A 19,406-nucleotide genomic window follows, 5' to 3' on the forward strand; every position below is an offset into this window, starting at 1 on the left:
GACACAGCAAAGGAATGACCATCATGCGCAAGTCCCTCAAGACCACCATCACCCTCGCCACGACGGGTGCCCTCGTCCTCGGCGGTGCCGCGTTCGGTGTCTCCGCCGCGAACGCCTCCACCCCCGCGATCCACACCGTCGCATCGTCGTCGTCGAAGATCCCCGCACCGGTCGCGTCGGTTCCCGAGGTCCTCGGTGGCGACACCTCCGTCGCGCTGGACTCCGGCTTCACCGACGCCCTCACCTCGCTGAAGCTGACCCCGGGTGTGTCCGGCAACGCCAAGCTCGCCGACGGCGCCGTGTCGTTCCCGATCACCTCCGGCTCGGTCACCTACTGGTCCCCGGACGGCAAGTACCGTCCGTACGTGCAGGGCCTGCTCAACCACGACGACTCGGGTCTGACCCTGAAGGCCGGCGACACGACGGTGACGTTGGAGAACTTCGTGGTGAACCCGGGTTCGTCCAAGCTCTACGGTGACGTCCTGGTCAACGGGCAGGTCGCCGCAGCGAACGCGTACCTGTTCTCCCTGCACGGTGGGACGCTCAAGCCCCTGCAGCTCGAGGGTGACAACGCGATCCTCACCGGCACCACCGTCCACGTCTCCGCGGACGCCGCGAAGCTGCTCAACAGCACCTTCAAGACCGACGCCGTCAAGAGCGGCCTCCTGGTGGGTACCGCGACCATCACGGCCAAGATCAAGTAAGCACGTCGCCTTACTCGAGACACCGTTCTCGACGCGAAACGCCTCCGGAAACGGAGGCGTTTCGTCGTCGAAGCGGTGGTTCGGCGTTCCGGCGGCGCCGGGCCGGTCGGCTCCGTCGACCATCCGGCTCCGCGGTTCAGCGAGCGGCGGTGGTCGTGCCGATGACCGAGAGCAGCCGGAGTCGCTCCGCGGTCACGCTGCCCGGCTCGGCGGTGTGCACGAGGAGCACGTGCGACTGCTCGGGGTCGTGCAGCACCTGGCAGTGCAACGTCAGCTTCCCGACCTCGGGGTGGACGTACCGCTTGACCTCGCGCGGACGGACCCCGACCTCGTGCAGCGCCCAGACCTCGCGGAACTCGGCGCTCCTCGCGAGCAGGGTCTCCGCGAGGTGTGCCGCCCGCGAGCCGGGACCGCGCCGAGCGACGACCTCTCGGAGCCCGGACGCGTACATCCGGGACATGAAGGCGTGGTCCTCGACCGGGTAGAGCTCCCGGACCTCGGTCTGGGTGAACCACCGGAACCCGGAGCTCCGTGCGTCACCGGCGTACCGCGAGTGGTCGCCGACGAGAGCCACGCCGAGTGGTGTCTGCCGCAGGGTCTCGCCGACCTCGTTCGACACCTCGGCCGCGGTGTCCACCAGGCTGTCGAGGATGCGCATCATCCCCGGCGACACGTGAGCCCCACCTGCGCTCCGTGTCGGCGGTTCGTGTCCGGCCAGGCGGAAGAGGTGGTCGCGCTCGTCGATCGTCAGCCGGAGGCCCTGCGCGATCGCGGCGAGCATCTGCTCCGACGGCTGTGGGCCGCGCTCGCGTTCGAGTCGTGCGTAGTAGTCCGTCGACATGTTCGCGAGCAGGGCCGCCTCTTCGCGACGGAGCCCGGCGGTCCGCCGACGCTGCCCACGCGGCAGCCCGACGTCCTCCGGCTGCAGGGCATGCCGGCGACCACGGAGGAAGTCCGCGAGTGCGCTTCGATCGATCACGCCGTCATCCTCTCGCGACGCGTCCGGCCGAGCCACGGATCGTCAGGCCGTGGATGTCGTGCGCGCGGTCGGCGCATGCTCGACCGAGGCGCCACGAGGTGCCGCGAACGAGGAGACGACACGATGCCACGTACCCACGACGACGTCACGATCCCTGACCTCACCGGCCGGCGGGCCCTGGTGACCGGCGCCAGCGACGGCATCGGACTCGGCATCGCCACCCGGCTGGCCGCAGCCGGCGCCGAGGTCGTGATGCCGGTCCGCAACCGACGGAAGGGCGAGGCCGCCGCCGACCGCATCCGGCAGCAGTACCCGGACGCGATCCTGCGGCTCGAGGAGATGGACCTGTCGTCCTTGCGCTCCGTGGCGTCGCTCGCCGATCGCCTCCGTTCGCAGGGCGACCCCCTGCACCTGCTGATCGGCAACGCGGGTGTGATGACACCACCGGAGCGGCAGGAGACGGAGGACGGCTTCGAACTGCAGTTCGGCACGAACCACCTCGGACACTTCGCGCTCGTCGGTCAGCTCCTCCCGCTCCTGCGAGCCGGCAGCGCACGCGTGGTGATGCAGACGAGCATCGCGGCCCGACGTGCCCGGATCGACTGGGAGGACCTGCAGTCCGAGCGGCCGTACGACGGCAACCGCGCCTACGCGGCGTCGAAGCTCGCCTGTGCACTCGTCGGGTTCGAGCTCGGCAGACGGAGTCGAGCGGGCGGTTGGGGGATCACGAGTGCGGTGAGCCACCCGGGTGTCGCACCGACGAGTCTCCTGGCCGCCCGTCCGGAAGTCGGGCGAACGCAGGACACGACCGCGGTCCGGGTCATCCGGTGGCTCTCGTCGCGCGGGCTCCTCGTCGGGACCGTCGACTCCGCCGGGGAGCCCGCACTGCTCGCGGCGACCGGCTCCGACCTGGACGGGGCCTTCACCGGTCCGGGGTGGCCTGGTGGGCTTGGCGGACCCGCTGCCAGGCACCAGTCGTGGAAACCGATGCGGGACGAAGCCGCAGCGGCACGGCTGTGGACCGTCTCCGAGGAGCTCAGCGGCGTCCGGTTCCCGGAGACGACCGGACGCGACCAGGAGCCCCGGCCGATGATGGCGGGATGAACGATCCCATCGTGGTGCCGCTCGGCTTCTCGCACTTGCGGCTCACCGTCACCGACATCCACCGGAGCAAGGCCTTCTACGAGCGGCTGTTCGGCATGCCGCCCGGGAGCGACTTCAGCGACCAGATCGATGACCCGACGATCCACGACGACCCGTGGCGGACCTACGGCGGGTGCTCGTTCACGTTCGGCGGCCAGACCCTCGGACTGCGTCCGGTGGCGGAGCCCGGTGACCGGTTCGATCCGGACCGCGTCGGCCTCGATCACGTGTCCTTCCGGGTCGGATCGGTCAGCGACCTGCACGATGCGGTGGCGCGGCTCGACGAGGCGGGCATCGAGCACGGTGCGGTGACGGACCTCCCACCGTTCGGTCTCGTGATCCTGTCCGTCCAGGACCCCGACGACGTGAACCTGGAGTTCGCCGCGCCCCGTCCGGAAGGCGCATCCGCCACCCGGACCTCCAGCTGACTCCGAAGGTCCCGGCGTTGCGTGGCCGGCGTCAGACAACAGGAGGACACATGAGCACGACCTGGTTGATCACCGGCGCATCGAAGGGCTTCGGCCGCGAGTGGGCCGAAGCCGCCCTCGAGCGCGGGGACTCCGTCGCCGGCACCGCACGGAACCCCGACGACGTGCAGGCGCTCGTCGAGCAGTACCCGGAGACGTTCCTCGGCATCCAGCTCGACGTCACCGACCGCTCGGCCGACTTCGCCGCGGTGCAGCGCGCAGCAGACCACTTCGGATCCCTCGACGTCGTTGTGAACAACGCCGGCTACGGCCACTTCGGCATGGTCGAGGAGCTCACCGAGGACGAGGTCCGTGCCCAGCTCGAGACGAACCTGTTCGGCGCGCTCTGGGTCACCCAGGCGGCGCTGCCGATCATGCGCGAGCAGGGTTCGGGGCACATCATCCAGGTGTCGAGCATCGGTGGGATCAGCGCGTTCCCGACCGTCGGCGCGTACCACGCGTCGAAGTGGGCGCTGGAGGGACTCTCGCAGTCCCTCGCGCAGGAGGTCGCCGGCTTCGGCATCCACGTCACCCTGATCGAACCCGGCGGGTTCTCGACCGACTGGTCCGGACCGTCGTCGAAGCAGAGCGAGCCGATCGACGCGTACGCCGACGTGCGCGAGGCGGCCTCGAAGCGCCCTTCCGCCGCGGACCCGGGCAAGCCCGAGGCGACCCGCTCGGCGATCCTCAAGGTGGTCGACGCCGACGAGCCGCCGCTGCGGGTCTTCTTCGGCAAGGCGCCGCTCGGCATCGCGGAGAAGGACTACGAGTCGCGTCTCGCGACGTGGCGGGAGTGGCAGCCCGTGTCCGAGGAGGCACACGGCGCCTGACGCGGGACGAGCGGGCAGCCCACCGCTCAGGCGATGATGTTGACCGCGCGCGAGATGACCAGGGCCATCAGGATGAACCCGCCGACGGACTGGTAGGCCATGATCATCTTCGCGCGGACCGTCATCGGCATCGTGTCGGTCGGGCTGAACGCGACCATGTTCGTGAGCGCCACGTAGAGGTAGTCGAGGTACACCGGACGCCAGGCGGCGGTGCGCGAGTCGGTCTCCTGCGGGAACTGGAAGTCCGCCTCGTCGGACTCCCAGAGGCCGGGACGCCGTCGTGCGACCGGCCCGCCGCGGTCGAGTTCCCAGTACACGAGCCCGAACGCGATGATGCTGCTCACCCACACCTGCAGCGCGGTGAGCAGCACGGCTCCGCCGTCGGCATGACCGAGGAGGAGCTCCATCACCGTGCGGACGACGGTGAGCTGGTTCGCGACCGTGAGCATGATCGCGAGCCCGAACGACAGCCACCGCGACCACGTCGTCTCGCGGGACAGCCGCCGCGGGTTGAACACGATCAAGGGCACGAGCAGCAGGACACCGAGGAGCGGCACGACCCACGACGGGAAGAACAGCACCCGGCTCGGCAGGAGCAGCGCGAGCGCGAGGTTGACGAGGATCGCGACGGCGACCGGGAAGCGGTGCTCGTGCTGGTGTCTGACCTTCGACGGGCTCACGCGCCGAGTGTAGAGGCCAGCTCGTCCGCCGGGACGTCCCGTCCGAGGATGCGCGACGCCGCCCGCAACCCGGACAGCAGCGCCCCGTGCACGGTCGCGGGGTCGTCGCCCCACGTCGCCTCGCCCGCGAGCTGCACGCGACCGACGGGTGTCCCGAGCAGGTCGTGGTCATCAGGGGACGAGCCGACGTGCAGGTACGAGTACGACCCCTTCGCGAACGGGTCGGCCGCCCACCGGGTGATGCGCACGGCCTCGGGTTCGGGCACCGCCGGGCCGAACAGCAACCGCAGGGCCGCCAGCCCCTCGGCGACGATCTCGGCGTCGGACAGGGTCTCGAGTCGACGTGCTCCGGAGCCGCCGACGAGGGCAGCCAGCACCGGTGCGCCGGTCACCCGGGACATGTCGTACCAGGAGTGCCAGTCGACGCCGGCGTCCCCCTGCTGCCGGACCACCCAGGAGTCCCAGAACGCCGAGGGGAACCGGAAGAACACCTTGTCGTAGACACCCATCCCGAGCCGCCCGAGCGCACCGGTGAGGGGTTCGGACAACGCCGGCGAGAACGTGATGTCCCCGGCCTTGAGCACCCCGAGCGGCACGGTCACGACCACCTGGGACGCGGACACGGACGACCCGTCGGCGAGGTCGACCCGGACGGACGACGGCGTGGTGGTCACCGCACGGACCACGGACGACAACCGGACGTCGAGCCCGGCGGCCAGCCGAGCGGCGTACTGCCCGTACCCGCCGGGGAACACGACCTCGTCCCCGGCGACGTGCTCCTCGTCGAGCCCGTGGGCGTCGAGGTCGGTGACGGGCGCGCCGCAGAGGTCCTCGGAGCGGTGCGCCATGTACTCGGTCACGCGATCGGCCCGCGAGCCGGTCCACCCGAGGGAGTCCAGTACCGAGGAGACGGCTGTTGCGTACGTGGTCCCGGGAGGTGCGGCGTCGACGACGGACGGCAGGAGTTCGTCGACCGAATGCAGGTCAGTGACCAGCGACGAACCGGACACCCGGACGCCGGACGGGTCGTGCCACGCGATCGGCCGCCCGTCGAACTGGAAGCTCCCGACCGTGAACTCCACGGTCTCGATCCCGAACGCCGACGCCAACGACCAGAGCGGGTTGCCCTCGATGCCGTGGATCCACGACGCCCCGAGGTCGACCGGCACCCCGAGCGCGGCGTCCGTCCATGTGCGCCCACCGACGCGGTCGCGGGCCTCGAGCACGACGACCCGCTGCCCGCCGAGCGCGAGCGCCCGGGCGGCAGCGAGCCCCGACACCCCCGCACCGACCACCACGACGTCGTACGCCGACGGAGGAACGACGGCCATCAGTGCCCCGTCACCTTCTCGCGCACCCGGGCGGCCATGCTCGGTCGTCCGGTCAGTCGTTCCTCGCGGTCGGCGATGTCCGTCGCCACGAGTCCGGCGTTCGCCCCGAGGAACCGGAGCGGCTCCGGCTCCCAGTCCGGCGAGTGGTGCCCGACCCATGGCAACCCCGTCAGCGACGACGACACACCGCGGACGAGGTCGGCCAGCGTCCGCCCCGCCAGGTTCGTCGTCGAGAGCCCGTCGCCGACGTACCCGCCGGCCGACCCCACGGAGCCGTCCCAGGTCACCGAGGCGCACCAGTCACGGGGTACCCCGATCGGGCCGCCCCACGTGTGCGTGACCCCGACGTCACCGACGTCGGGGAAGAGCTCGGCGAGCGTCGTGCGCAGGTGGCGGAACACCCGCGGCACGCGGTCGTACGAGTTCCGGATCGTGGAGCCCCAGTGGTAGCGGGCTCCGCGGCCGCCGAACGCGAACCGGTCGTCCGCGGTGCGCTGTCCGTAGATCAACAGGTGCCGGTAGTCCGAGAACGTCTGCCCGTGCTCCAACCCGATGCGCCCCCACGCCGCCTCGGACAGCGGCTCGGTCGCGATCATCAACGAGTACAGCGGCATGATCCGGCGTCTGGTCTGCGGCATCGTCGCCCCGTAGCCCTCGAGCGCGACGACGACCGCGCCGGCCGAGACGGTCCCGGAGGTGGTGACCACACGCCCTGGAGCCCACGACACGGCGGGCGTGCGCTCCGCGATCACGACGCCACGGGCCTCCAGTGCGGCCGCCAGGCCACGGACCAACGCGGCCGGCTGCAGGCGGGCGCAGTCCGGCGTGAACGCGACCCCGACGCTGCCTGCGGCGTCGCCGGGGAGCGCGGACCGGTAAACCATGTCGTCGCCGAAGGCGGCGGACGCGTCGACCTCTGCTCGAGCTGCGCGGTCCTGCACCGCCGACCGGGCGTAGAGCACGGTGCCGCCCTTGACGAAGTCGCAGTCGATCCCGGCCTCGTCCGCTGCGCGGCCGACCTCGTCGACCGTCTCGCGCATCGCCCGCCGCATGGCGAGTGCCGCGTCGCGGCCGGTGTGCTCGGCGATCTCTGCCGCTTCGCGCGGGAAAAGCGCCGAGCACCACCCGCCGTTCCGTCCGGAGGCGCCGAATCCGGCGATCTCCTTCTCGACGACGACGATCTGGAGGCTCGGGTCGGCCTGGTGCAGGTACCACGCGGTCCAGAGACCGGTCAGTCCACCGCCGATGACGCAGACGTCCGCCGAGCGGTCGCCGTCGAGCGGCGGCCGTGGTGTCAGGTCGTCGCGGCCGGAGGCCACGAGCTGGTCCATCCAGAACGAGACCCGCCGGTAGCCGGACACGGTCAGATCTTCGACGAGGCCTCGGACAGGACGCTCCGCAGGATCGAGGTGATCTCGCGGAACTCCGGCTGCCCGATGGTCAGCGGCGGAGCGAGCTGCACGACGGGGTCGCCGCGGTCGTCGGCGCGGCAGTACAGCCCCGCGTCGAACAGCGCCTTCGACAGGAACCCGCGGAGCAGCCGCTCGGACTCGTCGTCGTCGAACGTGGTCTTCGTGGCCTTGTCCTTGACGAGCTCGATGCCGTAGAAGTACCCGTCACCGCGGACGTCGCCGACGATCGGCAGGTCGAGCAGGGTGTCGAGTTCGGCGCGGAAGAGCGGGGCGTTCTGCTGGACGTTCTGCAGCAGCCCCTCTTCCTCGAAGATGTCGAGGTTCTCCATGGCGACGGCGGCGGAGACCGGGTGCCCGCCGAACGTGTACCCGTGGTAGAAGGTCGTGTCGCCCTCGGCGAACGGCTCGAAGATCTTGTCGCTGATGATCGTCGCGCCGATGGGGGAGTACCCGGAGGTCATCGCCTTCGCGCACGTGATCATGTCCGGGACGAAGCCGTACGTGTCGCAGGCGAACATCGTGCCGATGCGGCCGAACGCGCAGATGACCTCGTCCGAGACGAGCAGCACGTCGTACTCGTCGCAGATCTCACGGACCCGCTGGAAGTACCCGGGCGGCGGGGTGAAGCAGCCGCCGGAGTTCTGCACCGGTTCGAGGAAGACGGCCGCGACGGTGTCCGGTCCCTCGAACTCGATCATCTCGCGGATGCGCTCGGCCGCCCAGTAGCCGAACTCCTCCTCGCTCTGCCCGGCGAAACCCATCTCGTCGGCGCGGTAGTAGTTCGTGTTCGGGACACGGAGCCCGCCGGGGGTCAACGGCTCGAACATCTGCTTCATCGCGGGGATGCCGGTGATCGCGAGGGCGCCCTGCGGGGTGCCGTGGTAGGCGACCGCGCGGGAGATCACCTTGTGCTTCATCGGCTTGCCGCGGAGCTTCCAGTAGTACTTCGCGAGCTTGAACGCCGTCTCGACCGCTTCGCCGCCGCCGGTGGAGAAGAACACCTTGTTGAGGTCGCCGGGGGCGTGGTCGGCCAGGCGGTCGGCGAGCTCGATGGCCGCGGGGTGCGCGTACGACCAGATCGGGAAGAAGGACAGCGTCTCGGCCTGCTTGGCGGCCATCTCGGCCAGGCGCTTCCGCCCGTGGCCGGCGGCGACGACGAACAGGCCGGAGAGCCCGTCGATGTAGCCCTTGCCGTGGCTGTCGTAGACGTGGTGACCCTCGCCGCGGACCATGATCGGGACCTCGGCACCCGCCTGGTTCGCGCCGTGCCTGGCGAAGTGCATCCAGAGGTGGTCGCGGGACTTGCGCTGCAGGTCCTCGTTGTCGACCGGTGCGAACGGGTCGTAGGAGCCGAGTCGCGTGGACTGTTCGGTCTTCTGGTCGGAGATGGTCATCGCGTTCCCCAGTCGTAGAGCTGTTTGCGGAGTTGCAGGTAGACGAAGGTCTCGGTGCCGGTCACGCCGGGGATGGCCCGGATCGTGCCGTTGAGCAGTTCGATGAGGTCGTCGTCGTCCTCGCAGACGACCTCCACCATGAGGTCGAAGCTGCCGGCGGTCATCACGAGGTAGTCGACCGCCGCCAGCTGCTCGAGTGCGTCGGCGACCTTGCGGGTGTCGCCGTTCACACGGATGCCGATCATCGCCTGCCGGTGGAAGCCGAGCTGCATCGGGTCGGTGACCGCGACGATCTGCATGACGCCGGTCTCGGTGAGCTTCTGCACGCGCTGCCGGACCGCCGCCTCGCTGAGACCGACCGCCTTGCCGATCTCGCCGTACGGACGGCGCCCGTCTGCCTGGAGTTGCTCGATGATCCGCTTGGAGATGTCGTCGATCGGTCCCGGACGTCGTGGTGCTGCCGCCATGCCGCACAGCATGGCAGTGCATTCCGGCGGAAAGCAAGGGATTCCGTTGTGAACACCGTGTTTCGCGACGATTTCCGTTGTTACAAGTCTTCCGAACGAGCGGTTTCCGTGCCAGTATCGCCGCCATGCTGGACAGCACGAAGACGGCGTCGGACACGGCGACCCGTGACCTCCGGAACTTCGTCGGGGGCGAGTGGACCCCGTCCAGGACGAACACGTCGTTCGGCCTGGTGGACCCGACGACCGAGGCCGAGTACGGCATCTCGCCGATCTCCACCGCCACTGACGTCGACCAGGCCTTCCGCACCGCCGCCGAGGCGTTCGAGACCTGGCGGCGCACGACCCCGGGGGAGCGCCAGCTCGCGCTCTTCCGGATCGCCGACGCGGTGGAGGCCCGCGCGGAGGAGTTCGCGGACCTCGAGTCGCGGGACACCGGAAAGCCCCGCGCCACCCTGGTCGAGGACGAGATCATGCTCTCCGTCGACCAGATCCGCTTCTTCGCCGGCGCCGCCAGGAACCTCGAGGGCCGGAGCGCCGGCGAGTACCTGGCCGACCACACGTCCTTCGTCCGGCGCGAGCCCATCGGCGTCGTGGCCCAGGTCACCCCGTGGAACTACCCGCTCAACATGGCGGTGTGGAAGATCGCCGCGGCGCTCGCCGCCGGCAACACCACCGTCCTGAAGCCGAGCGACACGACACCGCTCTCCACGCTGCTGCTCGCCGAGGTCGCCGCGGAGTTCCTGCCGCCGGGGGTCCTCAACGTCGTGCTGGGCGACCACTCCACCGGCGCCGCGATGATCGACCACCCGACCCCGCAGCTCGTCTCCATCACCGGGTCCGTCCGCGCGGGCATGGCGGTCGCCCGAGCTGCGGCCGGTGACCTCAAGCGCACGCACCTCGAACTCGGCGGCAAGGCACCCGTGATCGTGTTCGACGACGCCGACATCCCCTCCGCGGTCGCCGGCATCGTCGCCGCCGGGTTCTTCAACGCCGGACAGGACTGCACCGCTGCCACCCGGCTCCTGGTGCAGGAGGGCATCCACGACGAGTTCGTGGCGGCGCTCGCCGCGGAAGCCCGGACGAACGCGAGGACCGGCACGGACGGGTACTTCGGGCCGGTCAACAACGTGAACCAGCTCACGCACGTGCAGGACTTCCTCGACACGCTCCCCGACCACGCGACGATCGAGCTCGGCGGCCACCGCGTCGGCGACGTCGGGTACTTCCACGAGGCGACGATCGTTTCCGGGCTGCGGCAGGACGACCGCATCGTGCAGCAGGAGGTGTTCGGCCCCGTGCAGACCGTCCAGCGCTTCCGCACCGAGGCGGACGCACTGCGTGCCGCGAACGACGTCGAGTACGGCCTGGCGAGCTCGGTGTGGACGACCGACCACGCCAGGGCGATGCGCTTCGCCCGCGACCTCGACTTCGGGTGCGTGTGGATCAACACGCACATCCCGATCGTCGCCGAGATGCCGCACGGCGGCTTCAAGCACTCCGGCTACGGCAAGGACCTGTCCCAGTACGGGTTCGACGACTACACCCGCATCAAGCACGTCATGTCCTACATCGGCTGAACCCGACTCCCGGGCCCGCGAACACCAGGAGGCACCATGGCAACGACCGGCACCTTCGCCGAATCCGGAGCAGATCTCCGGCTCGAGCAGATCACGAAGTCCTTCCCGGGACACACCGCGGTGGACGCCCTCGACCTCACCGTGCCGGCCGGGTCGTTCTTCGCGCTGCTCGGGCCGTCCGGCTGCGGGAAGACGACCACGCTGCGGCTCGTCGCCGGCCTCGAGGAACCGACGAGCGGCAGCATCCTGCTCGGCGGGAAGGACGTCACCGACACGAAGCCGTACCAGCGGCCGGTCAACACCGTCTTCCAGAACTACGCGCTGTTCCCGCACATGAGCGTGCTCGACAACGTCGCGTTCGGCCTGAAGCGCCGGCGCATCCCCGACCCGATGACGAAGGCGCGGGAGGCACTGCACCTCGTGGAGCTCGACTCGTCCGCATCGAAGCGACCAGCACAGCTCTCCGGCGGCATGCAGCAGCGCGTCGCCCTGGCGCGCGCGATCGTGAACCGGCCCGCGCTCCTGCTCCTCGACGAACCGCTCGGCGCCCTCGACCTGAAGCTCCGGCACCAGATGCAGCTCGAGCTCAAGACGATCCAGGCCGAGGTCGGGCTCACCTTCCTGCACGTCACGCACGACCAGGAAGAGGCGATGACGATGGCCGACACCGTCGCCGTCATGAACGGTGGCCGGATCGAGCAGATGGGCAGCCCCCAGGACCTCTACGAACTGCCCCGCACCGCCTTCGTCGCGAACTTCCTCGGCCAGTCGAACCTGCTCGAGGGCGAGGTCCGCGGCACCGAGGGCGAGCTGCTCGTGGTCGCCACGGCGGCGGGCACCATCGCGGTCCCGACGGCGCGTGCGGTCGCGACCAGCGGTCGCGTGGTCGTCGGCGTCCGTCCCGAGAAGCTCAAGATCCGCACCGCAGAGCCGTCGCACGAGGCGGGACGCAACATCCTCGGACCCGGCCGTGTCGTCGACGTCTCGTTCTCCGGCGTCAGCACGCAGTACCTCGTCGACGTCCCCGGCGCCGGCCGCGTCTCCGTCTTCGCGCAGAACACGAAGGGCGGCCCCCGCATCGCCACGGGGACCGAGGTCTGGCTCACCTGGGGCGTCGACCACGGCTTCGGACTGGAGGCTCCCATCGCGTCCGACGCGAGCGTCACCACCCAGCCCGCACCGGGCCTCCAGGCCGAGACCGCCACCGCAGGTGCGGTCGCGTGAACGCCGGACCGGACCTGGTGCGCGGACTGACGTCCGCGCGGGTCAGCCGGCGCGGCTTCCTGGCAGGCGGCGGTGCCGCGGCGGTGGCCGCCCTGCTCGCGGGCTGCAGCATCAAGGGCTCGGCGGCGTCGACGGGACCAGCGGTGGACTGGACGGCCTTCTGGAAGGACGCGAAGGCGACCAAGGAGCTCAACTTCGCGAACTGGCCGCTCTACATCGACTCCGACCACGGCAAGTCCGAGTCCCTCGCGCTCTTCAAGGAGGAGACGGGGATCGCGGTCGACTACCAGGCGGTGATCCAGGACAACGCGACGTTCTACGCGACGGTCTCGCCGATCCTCCGGGCGCAAGGGGCCACCGGCTACGACATCGTCGTCATGACGAACGGGTACGAGCTCACCGAGATGATCAAGAACGGCTTCGTGTGCGAGCTCGACCACACGCGGTTGCCGAACTTCGCCGCCAACGCCTCTGCGTCCGTCAAGAACCCGAACTACGACCCGGGCAACAAGCACTCCGTCGTCTGGCAGACCGGGTTCACGGGGCTCGCGTACAACCCGAAGTACACCGGGCGGAAGATCACGTCGTTCCAGGACCTGAAGGACCCCGCCTTCAAGGGGCGCATCGGGCTGATGAGCGACAACACCGAGCTCGGCTCCCTGGCACTGCTCGCGCTCGGCATCGCCCCCGAGACGTCGACCCCGGCCGACTGGCGCAAGGCCCAGGCATGGCTCCGCGAGCTCCGGCCGAGCGTGACCGGGTTCTACGACCAGAGCTACATCAACCGGCTCGAGAACGGTGACACCTGGATCACCCAGGCGTGGTCGGGCGACGTGTTCCAGGCGCAGCAGTCCGGGTTCCCCGACCTGGAGTTCGTCACGCCGGAGGAGGGGCAGATGACCTGGCACGACAACATGCTCATCCCGAAGCAGGCGGCGAACCCGGTGTCGGCGCTCGCGTGGATGGACTTCTACTACACGCCGAAGATCGCGGGGATCGTCGAGGACTACGTCAACTACGTGTGCCCGGTGCCCGCGGCCGAGGACTACGTCAGGAACGTGCTCGACGACGCGACGGTGGCGGACAGCCCGCTGGTGTTCCCGTCCGCTGCCGTGTTGGACGCGTCGCACGAGTTCCGGGTGTTCGAGAACTACGACGAGTACTCGGAGTGGAACGGCATCTTCAACGCGGTGGTGCAGTCGTGACGGCGCTCGGGGTCGCGCCCGGGATCGGTCTCGACCCGGCGCCGGTCCGTCGCGGTCGTCGTCGCAGCACGCCGTTCCTGCTCGCGCTGGTCGGGACCGCGTACCTCTGCGTGTTCTTCGTCATCCCGCTCGTGTCCGGGCTCATCGTCTCGCTCATGTCGGGCAACCCGGACGACGGGTACACGTTCACCTGGAACTTCGGGATCTACTCGTCCCTGTTCGTCGACCCGCAGGTGCCGTACCTGACGTTCCTGCTCCGATCGCTCTGGTACGGCTTCGCCGCGACCCTCGTGACCATCGTCGTCGGGTACCCCGTGGCGTACTTCATCGCGTTCCGGGTGTCACCGCGGTGGAAGAACCCGCTCCTGATGCTCGTCTTCGTGAGCTTCCTGGTGTCGTTCATCATCCGCACCGACATGTGGGCGTTCGTGCTCGCGTCCCAGGGGCCCGTCGTCACGTTCCTGCAGGGGATCGGGGTCGCCGGCAAGGACTTCCACATCCTCGGCACCGGCGGGGCGGTGATCTTCGGCGACGCGTACAACGACCTCGCCTTCATGGTGCTGCCGATCTACGCGGCGCTCGAGCGCATCGACCCGAGACTCGGTGAAGCCGCGCACGACCTGTACGCGGGGAGGTTCCGGGCCTTCTGGCACACCACGCTGCCCCTGTCCCGTGCCGGCATCTTCGCCGGGGTCCTGCTCGTGTTCATCGACTGCGTGGGGGACCCGGTGAACTCGGCGCTCCTCGGCGGCACGAACACGTACACGATCGGGCAGGCCATCCAGGACGCCTACTCCGGCAACCAGCAGTACAACGTCGCCGCTGCGCTGTCGACCGTGCTCATGGTCGTGCTCGGCATCATCCTGTTCATCTACGCCCGGGTCTCCGGCACCGACGACCTCGAGGACCTCGTATGACCGCCGTCGCACCGCGCCGTCACGGCGTGAACCGTCGTGGGCCCTGGCTCGCCATCGTCTACTGGGTGGTCATCGCGATCACCCTCGTGCCGATCGTCTACATGATCGCGTACTCGTTCAACGACGCCCCCACCAACCGGCTGACCTTCGCGTGGAACGGCTTCACCACGTACTGGTACGCCAACCTCGTGAACGTCTCCGGGCTCGGGTCCGCGTTCGTCACGTCGGTCGTCGTCGCGTTCCTCGCGGCGATCGTCTCGGTCGCGATCGGGCTCCCGCTCGCCCTGGCGCTCGAGCGCTACCGGTTCCCCGGGCGGGGGGCCGTCAACGCCGTCGTGTTCGCGGACATCGCGGCGCCGTCGATCGTCGTCGGGTCCGCGTCGCTGTCGTTCTTCCTGTCGATCGGGCTCGGTACCGGGTTCCTCACGGTGCTGCTCACCCACGTGGCGTTCGACGTCGCGTACGTCGTCGTCGTCCTCCGGGGGCGGATCGCCGGGACGTCGCGTGCGCTCGAGGAGGCCGCCGGCGACCTCGGCGCGACGCCGTTCCAGGCGTTCCGGCTCGTCACGCTGCCGTTGCTCGCGCCGGGGATGCTCGCCGCCGGGCTGCTGGCGCTGGCGATGTCGATCGACGACTACGTCATCACGTCGTTCGTCGCCGGACCCGCTGTCACCTTCCCGCTGTTCGTGTACGGCGCCGCGAAGGCCGGGATGCCGCCGCAGGTGCTCTGCTTCGGGACGCTGGTGTTCGCGGTGGGGCTGCTCGTCGCGTTGCTCAACGGGGCGCTCAACCGTCGCTTGTCCCGCACGCGCGGCTGACCCCACGCCGGAACGTGCCGCACCGATCGAGACCGGTGCGGCACGTCCTTGTCTCAGTCCTTCCGGACCAGGTCGACCAGGAGCCTGGCGAGGTTCACGAGCAAGCCCGCGACCCCCAACCAGAACACCCGACGCCCGGGCTTGGGATCGGTGTCGTTCGACATCGAGACCACCTCCGGTGTCAGCGCCGGCGGACACGAGGAGCGGGGACCGGGACGGGCGTGCAATCGGGCCGGGGCTCGATTACACTGGACCCGAGCGTTCAGACTCGGGAACGGATTGTGCCCGTCCTCGGCTTTCCACTCGGAGAGCAACCCGAAGCCCATCACCGTCCTACCGGTGGTGGGCTTCACGCTTGCCCCAGGACCACGACCCGGCGGTGTCGGAGTCCACACGACCAGCCTACGTGGAATGTCACCGGACACCACGGGCTCCGGACGATCTCGTAGGCTCGATCGATGGACGCCATCGAGGTCGACGAGCGCGACAGCACCTGGGAGAACCACCACCCGCACTTCCGGGTGTACGTGCAGGAGCGCTCGGGCGAGGTCTTCACCACCGAGACCACCGATCTCGCGGGTGGCGACGTGCTCCAGGCGATCGATTGGGCGCAGTGCCAGGCTGCCGCCCGCGCTGACGCCGTCTGGGCGCTCGCGCTGGTCGGCCGGGACAGCCGTGCACTCCGCGGGCTGACGTGGCTCGTCGGCATGGACGCGAACGACCCGCCGTCGGACGAGCACGAGATCGACCTGCGCCTGCGGATGGCCACCAGGGCGACCAGGCCCGTCGGCGTCCCGTCTCGCGACCAGTGGGAACCGGACCGGTCGGCCGCTGCGGTCGTGCACGCGAATCCGTGGTTCACCGTCACGGAGACGATCGACGACACGGACCGGAGCTGGTTCCGGCTCCGGTCGTCGGACAGCGTCATCGTCGCAGCCTCGGTCGGCGAGCGACTCGTCTTCGTGCACGGTGTCCGAGACACGACCGGACCAGAGCCGCGTTACGAGCTGCCGTCGGGCGCGATCGAGCCGGACGACGACTCGGCAGCGGGTGCCGCCGCTCGGGAACTCCTCGAGGAGACCGGTGCCGTCTGCGACGAACTCGTCCAGGTCGGGACGTTCGTGGCCGAACCGGGGGTGTCCGACGTCAGGACGCACGTGTTCGTCGGCACCGTCGCCGAGCACCGCGGTGCCGCACTCGAGCCCGGTGAGGACTGGACCACCGTCGAGCTCGGCCCCGACGAGGTCGACGCCGCGATCGCCGCCGGGACGATCACGGACGGTGCGACGCTCGCGGCGCTGCTGCTCGTCAGGCGGCGGTGACCAGGGCCTCCGCCCGGTCGGCCGACGCGTCGTCGCGCAACATCCGGTCGGCGGTGCGGAGGGACAGCGCCATGATCGTCAGCGCCGGGTTCGCGATGAGGGAGCTCGGGAAGACCGAGTTGTCGACGATCCACATGTTCGGCACGTCCCACGACCGGCCGGCAGCGTCCACGACGGAGCGCTCCGGGTCGGTGCCCATCCGAGCGGTCCCGACGGTGTGCGCGGTGCGGTCCAGCACCCGGACGTCGCGGCCGCCAGCAGCCTCGACGATCGACGTCATCGTCCGGACGGCGTGCCGGGTGATCGCCGCCTCGTTCGCACCGGGGGAGAACGTCACGCGGGCCTTCGGCACCCCGTTCGCGTCGACCTCGTCGGACAGCACGAGGCGGTTGTCGTCGTACGGCAGGCACTCGGCGTTGATGCCGACGCCGGCCATCTTCGGGTAGTCCCGCAGCGCCTGGACGAGCGCAGCGCCCCGCAGCCCACCGCCACGGACCAGCGAGGTGGCGAGGGTGAGCGGCTGCGCGCCGAGGCTCTGGATGAGGTAGCCACCGGCGAAGTCGGCGTCACCCGGTCGGATGAAGTCCTCGGTGATGATCGACGACGGGTACCCGCGGTAGGAGCGCATCGACTCGTCGAACGTCGCCCAGACCTGGGTGGCCCCGTGCGCGGTGAAGTTCCGGCCGACCTGGCCGCTGCTGTTCGCCAGCCCGGTGTGCAGCAGCAGTCGCGGGGTCTCGATGCCGCCGGCGGCGAGCACGAGCGATCGGGTCCGCTGCCGGTGGTCGCGGCCACCCTGTCGGTACACGACGGCCTCGACCTCGCCGCGGGCGTCGAGCTCGATGCCGTGCACGAACGAATCGGCGCGGATCTCGGCACCGAAGGCGACCGCGGCGGGCAGGTACGTGGTGTCCATCGACACCTTCGCGCCGTTCCGGCAGCCCTGGTGACAGGAACCGCAGGCGACGCACGCGTGCCGGAGGCCGTGGTGCTCCTGCATCCGGTCCTCGGTCGTCAGGCCGACGGGCGCGTCCGTCGCGGTGATCCCGACGGCAGCGGCACCGCGCATCATCATGTCCGAGGACGCGTTGCGCGCCGGCGGTCCCATCCGGTAGCGACGGGCTGGGTCCCACGGGTAGTGCGCCGGGCCCGCGACGCCGACGTCGTGCTCGGCCTGCTCGATCCAGCGAACGAGTTCGGCGTGCTCGATCGGCCAGTCCTCGCCCTCGCCGGAGTCGGTGCGGAGCCGGATGTCGTGCTCGTTCGGGCGCGGGGTGAACGCTCCCCAGTGCAGCGTCGATCCGCCGACGCCCGTCCCGCTGTTGTTCGGGCCGAACGCGGTCGGGGCGTCCCCGCCGCTGATGCGCTCGTCCATCCAGTTGATGTCACCGGGGGCCTCGACCTCGTCCGGTGTGAACCGTTCCGGGTCGGTGTTCGGGCCCGCTTCGAGCGCGACGACGCGGAGGCCCTTCCGTGCGAGGGTGGCGAGGAGCGGTGCGCCGCCCGCCCCGGTGCCGACGACGACCGCGTCGACGACCTCGTCCTCGTCGTAACGGCGCTGGTGGTCGAGTCTCATCGTGCTGCTCCCGTCGGTTCCCACGCTTCGCGCTGCCCGGCGGCGAGCAGCTGGAAGCCCTGTTTGCGGACGCCGTCGCCACCGTTGGCGAAGCCGTCGTAGTCGATATCGGCCATCGTCGCCGGGTGTGCGGCCCACTGCCTGACGAGGTCCACCGCGGCGTCCTCGGCCCATGCCCTGAGCTGCTCCGCGTCGAAGGGTCCGACCGCGGGGGTGTGTTCTCCGGCGGTCACCGCGTCGAGCACCGCGGCGAGGTGCTCGTCTCCTCGTGCGGCCTCCGGAGCGAGCGCGTCGAGTCCGGCCCGGTAGGCATCGACGTCGGCCGGCAAGCCGTCGGGCCGCCACCCGTCGCCGAGCCCCGCGGAGAGTTGCGCGTCGACCCGCAGCGCGAGGTCGATCGTCGTTGCGCCGGGCTGCGGGACGACGATCCTGGCCACCGCGCGGAGCGTGTCGAGCTGGTCGACGCTGAGCGACGCGGGGGTCGCTGCGGAGTCGTCGGGCAGGGCGCGCACGGCCAGGATGCCCCTGGTCCGCGCGCTGACCCGCGGCGAGGCGATCACCCGGACGGTCGCCGGCGGGACGACCGGTCCGCCGGCGATCCGGCGCTCCCAGAAGTCCCTGATGCGCTCGGCCACCGCGTCGGGCTGCTCCCACGGCATCAGGTGTGCGGCGTCCGGGACGACGTCGAGTTCGCCGGTGGTCCAGTGCGGCAGGTTCAGCGTGCGCTGCGCGTCCTCGCCGAGGTCACCGTCGGCAGCACCGGCCAGGATCAGCGCGGGCACCGGGTTCGGTGGGAAGGTGGTCGACCAGTCCTCGCGGCTGCCGCGGACCAGCCAGTCCGTCCAGGCGCGTGGATCGGCCCGCTGCACGTCGTGGACGGCCATCGCGTGCGGTTCCGGGGGGAGGGGGGCGTCGACGTTCGCCGACACGAAGGTCTCGGCGTCGCTCGGACCGATCGGGCCGTCGGAAGCCCAGCCGAGCATCGTCGCGCGACGCTCCTCGTCCATGGGCTCCTGGGACAACGGCGAGGCGGCGAGCAGCACGACCGCGCGGAGCCCGAAGAGCCCGTTGGACCCGTCGATCGTGCGGGAGGCGACGACCGAGGCGACCTTGCCCCCCATCGAGTGCCCGATGAGGACCCAATCGGTGGCGCCGCTCTGCCCGATGACCCGCTCGACCTGTTCGACCATCTCCTCGACGGTCGTGCCCGTCGCCGCGGAGGAGCGGCCGAAGCCGGGGAGGTCGATGCCGACGAGGTCGAGGGTGCCCGCCAGGCGGGTGCGGAGCGTGGCGAACTCCTCGGAACTCGACCCGAGGGCGTGCAGGCAGAACGCGGTTGCCGTCATCCTTCGTTTCTACG

General features: G+C 70.3%; 18 protein-coding genes. 10 read left to right on the top strand and 8 right to left on the bottom strand.

Translation table 11 applies throughout. The features are described 5' to 3' along the window. The first annotated feature begins 23 nt into the window (after positions 1-23). Positions 24-704, top strand: coding sequence for a hypothetical protein (locus QK288_RS03025; protein WP_281266337.1), 681 nt, complete (start codon positions 24-26; stop codon positions 702-704). A gap of 136 nt (positions 705-840) precedes the next feature. Here the strand turns inward: QK288_RS03025 and QK288_RS03030 are convergent, their stop codons facing one another. Beyond that, the gene (locus QK288_RS03030) at positions 841-1,683 is read right to left on the bottom strand and encodes a helix-turn-helix transcriptional regulator (RefSeq protein WP_281266338.1); all 843 of its coding nucleotides are present in this window, start codon (positions 1,681-1,683) and stop codon (positions 841-843) included. Positions 1,684-1,806: 123 nt separating this feature from the next. Here QK288_RS03030 and QK288_RS03035 point away from each other — a divergent pair, with 123 nt between their 5' ends. From QK288_RS03035 to QK288_RS03045, 3 genes are read left to right on the top strand one after another with little or no spacing between them, the layout of a single operon-like run. Then, the gene (locus tag QK288_RS03035; protein WP_281266339.1) at positions 1,807-2,787 is read left to right on the top strand and encodes an SDR family oxidoreductase; all 981 of its coding nucleotides are present in this window, start codon (positions 1,807-1,809) and stop codon (positions 2,785-2,787) included. Next, on the top strand, positions 2,784-3,254 hold the full coding sequence (locus QK288_RS03040) for a VOC family protein (protein WP_281266340.1): 471 nt from the start codon (positions 2,784-2,786) through the stop codon (positions 3,252-3,254). The genes QK288_RS03035 and QK288_RS03040 overlap by 4 nt, the downstream gene beginning before the upstream one ends. Positions 3,255-3,304: 50 nt before the next feature. Then, positions 3,305-4,123: an SDR family oxidoreductase gene (locus tag QK288_RS03045; RefSeq protein ID WP_281266341.1), complete on the top strand. Its 819-nt coding sequence runs from the start codon at positions 3,305-3,307 to the stop codon at positions 4,121-4,123. Positions 4,124-4,149: 26 nt separating this feature from the next. On the opposite strand, the gene QK288_RS03050 is transcribed toward QK288_RS03045, so the two are convergent. The 5 genes from QK288_RS03050 to QK288_RS03070 form a co-directional block, all read right to left on the bottom strand. Further along, the gene (locus QK288_RS03050; protein WP_281266342.1) at positions 4,150-4,803 is read right to left on the bottom strand and encodes a DUF1345 domain-containing protein; all 654 of its coding nucleotides are present in this window, start codon (positions 4,801-4,803) and stop codon (positions 4,150-4,152) included. Continuing rightward, a complete protein-coding gene (locus QK288_RS03055; RefSeq protein WP_281266343.1) occupies positions 4,800-6,134 on the bottom strand; it encodes an NAD(P)/FAD-dependent oxidoreductase in 1,335 nt (444 codons plus the stop codon). Before QK288_RS03055 ends, QK288_RS03050 begins: the two co-directional genes overlap by 4 nt. Beyond that, positions 6,134-7,495, bottom strand: coding sequence for an FAD-binding oxidoreductase (locus tag QK288_RS03060; RefSeq protein ID WP_281266344.1), 1,362 nt, complete (start codon positions 7,493-7,495; stop codon positions 6,134-6,136). The genes QK288_RS03055 and QK288_RS03060 overlap by 1 nt, the downstream gene beginning before the upstream one ends. Positions 7,496-7,497: 2 nt before the next feature. Beyond that, complete coding sequence (locus tag QK288_RS03065) at positions 7,498-8,829, bottom strand: aspartate aminotransferase family protein (RefSeq protein WP_281267648.1); 1,332 nt, start codon at positions 8,827-8,829, stop codon at positions 7,498-7,500. Between the two features lie 107 nt (positions 8,830-8,936). Beyond that, positions 8,937-9,407 (bottom strand): Lrp/AsnC family transcriptional regulator, encoded by a 471-nt coding sequence (locus QK288_RS03070; RefSeq protein ID WP_111106184.1) that lies wholly within the window; start codon positions 9,405-9,407, stop codon positions 8,937-8,939. A 125-nt stretch (positions 9,408-9,532) separates the two neighbouring features. On the opposite strand from QK288_RS03070, the gene QK288_RS03075 reads away from it, so the two are divergent. The 6 genes from QK288_RS03075 (at position 9,533) to QK288_RS03100 (ending at position 16,470) form a co-directional block, all read left to right on the top strand. Then, on the top strand, positions 9,533-10,984 hold the full coding sequence (locus tag QK288_RS03075; protein WP_281266345.1) for a gamma-aminobutyraldehyde dehydrogenase: 1,452 nt from the start codon (positions 9,533-9,535) through the stop codon (positions 10,982-10,984). Positions 10,985-11,020: 36 nt separating this feature from the next. Then, the gene (locus tag QK288_RS03080) at positions 11,021-12,208 is read left to right on the top strand and encodes an ABC transporter ATP-binding protein (protein ID WP_281266346.1); all 1,188 of its coding nucleotides are present in this window, start codon (positions 11,021-11,023) and stop codon (positions 12,206-12,208) included. Then, the gene (locus tag QK288_RS03085) at positions 12,205-13,413 is read left to right on the top strand and encodes a spermidine/putrescine ABC transporter substrate-binding protein (RefSeq protein ID WP_281266347.1); all 1,209 of its coding nucleotides are present in this window, start codon (positions 12,205-12,207) and stop codon (positions 13,411-13,413) included. Before QK288_RS03080 ends, QK288_RS03085 begins: the two co-directional genes overlap by 4 nt. Next, a complete protein-coding gene (locus QK288_RS03090; protein ID WP_281266348.1) occupies positions 13,410-14,330 on the top strand; it encodes an ABC transporter permease in 921 nt (306 codons plus the stop codon). The genes QK288_RS03085 and QK288_RS03090 overlap by 4 nt, the downstream gene beginning before the upstream one ends. Further along, the gene (locus tag QK288_RS03095) at positions 14,327-15,148 is read left to right on the top strand and encodes an ABC transporter permease (RefSeq protein WP_281266349.1); all 822 of its coding nucleotides are present in this window, start codon (positions 14,327-14,329) and stop codon (positions 15,146-15,148) included. The genes QK288_RS03090 and QK288_RS03095 overlap by 4 nt, the downstream gene beginning before the upstream one ends. A gap of 458 nt (positions 15,149-15,606) precedes the next feature. Further along, the gene (locus QK288_RS03100; RefSeq protein ID WP_281266350.1) at positions 15,607-16,470 is read left to right on the top strand and encodes an NUDIX hydrolase; all 864 of its coding nucleotides are present in this window, start codon (positions 15,607-15,609) and stop codon (positions 16,468-16,470) included. Here QK288_RS03100 and QK288_RS03105 read toward each other — a convergent pair. Beyond that, positions 16,457-18,046 (bottom strand): GMC family oxidoreductase, encoded by a 1,590-nt coding sequence (locus QK288_RS03105; RefSeq protein ID WP_281266351.1) that lies wholly within the window; start codon positions 18,044-18,046, stop codon positions 16,457-16,459. The genes QK288_RS03100 and QK288_RS03105 overlap by 14 nt on opposite strands. Further along, on the bottom strand, positions 18,043-19,392 hold the full coding sequence (locus tag QK288_RS03110) for an alpha/beta hydrolase (protein WP_281266352.1): 1,350 nt from the start codon (positions 19,390-19,392) through the stop codon (positions 18,043-18,045). The genes QK288_RS03105 and QK288_RS03110 overlap by 4 nt, the downstream gene beginning before the upstream one ends. Positions 19,393-19,406: the final 14 nt, after the last annotated feature.

Origin of the sequence: Curtobacterium sp. 9128 (assembly GCF_900086645.1) — a bacterium.
Taxonomy (GTDB): Bacteria; Actinomycetota; Actinomycetes; order Actinomycetales; family Microbacteriaceae; genus Curtobacterium.

What these genes read in the sequence shown, in the direction of transcription:
- QK288_RS03070 (WP_111106184.1), bottom strand. Translation starts at nt 9,407, where the DNA reads ATGGCGGCAGCACCACGACGTCCGGGACCGATCGACGACATCTCCAAG.
- QK288_RS03045 (WP_281266341.1), top strand. Translation starts at nt 3,305, where the DNA reads ATGAGCACGACCTGGTTGATCACCGGCGCATCGAAGGGCTTCGGCCGC.
- QK288_RS03105 (WP_281266351.1), bottom strand. Translation starts at nt 18,046, where the DNA reads ATGAGACTCGACCACCAGCGCCGTTACGACGAGGACGAGGTCGTCGAC.
- QK288_RS03110 (WP_281266352.1), bottom strand. Translation starts at nt 19,392, where the DNA reads ATGACGGCAACCGCGTTCTGCCTGCACGCCCTCGGGTCGAGTTCCGAG.
- QK288_RS03075 (WP_281266345.1), top strand. Translation starts at nt 9,533, where the DNA reads ATGCTGGACAGCACGAAGACGGCGTCGGACACGGCGACCCGTGACCTC.
- QK288_RS03055 (WP_281266343.1), bottom strand. Translation starts at nt 6,134, where the DNA reads ATGGCCGTCGTTCCTCCGTCGGCGTACGACGTCGTGGTGGTCGGTGCG.
- QK288_RS03080 (WP_281266346.1), top strand. Translation starts at nt 11,021, where the DNA reads ATGGCAACGACCGGCACCTTCGCCGAATCCGGAGCAGATCTCCGGCTC.
- QK288_RS03035 (WP_281266339.1), top strand. Translation starts at nt 1,807, where the DNA reads ATGCCACGTACCCACGACGACGTCACGATCCCTGACCTCACCGGCCGG.
- QK288_RS03095 (WP_281266349.1), top strand. Translation starts at nt 14,327, where the DNA reads ATGACCGCCGTCGCACCGCGCCGTCACGGCGTGAACCGTCGTGGGCCC.
- QK288_RS03025 (WP_281266337.1), top strand. Translation starts at nt 24, where the DNA reads ATGCGCAAGTCCCTCAAGACCACCATCACCCTCGCCACGACGGGTGCC.
- QK288_RS03065 (WP_281267648.1), bottom strand. Translation starts at nt 8,829, where the DNA reads ATGCACTTCGCCAGGCACGGCGCGAACCAGGCGGGTGCCGAGGTCCCG.
- QK288_RS03040 (WP_281266340.1), top strand. Translation starts at nt 2,784, where the DNA reads ATGAACGATCCCATCGTGGTGCCGCTCGGCTTCTCGCACTTGCGGCTC.
- QK288_RS03100 (WP_281266350.1), top strand. Translation starts at nt 15,607, where the DNA reads ATGGACGCCATCGAGGTCGACGAGCGCGACAGCACCTGGGAGAACCAC.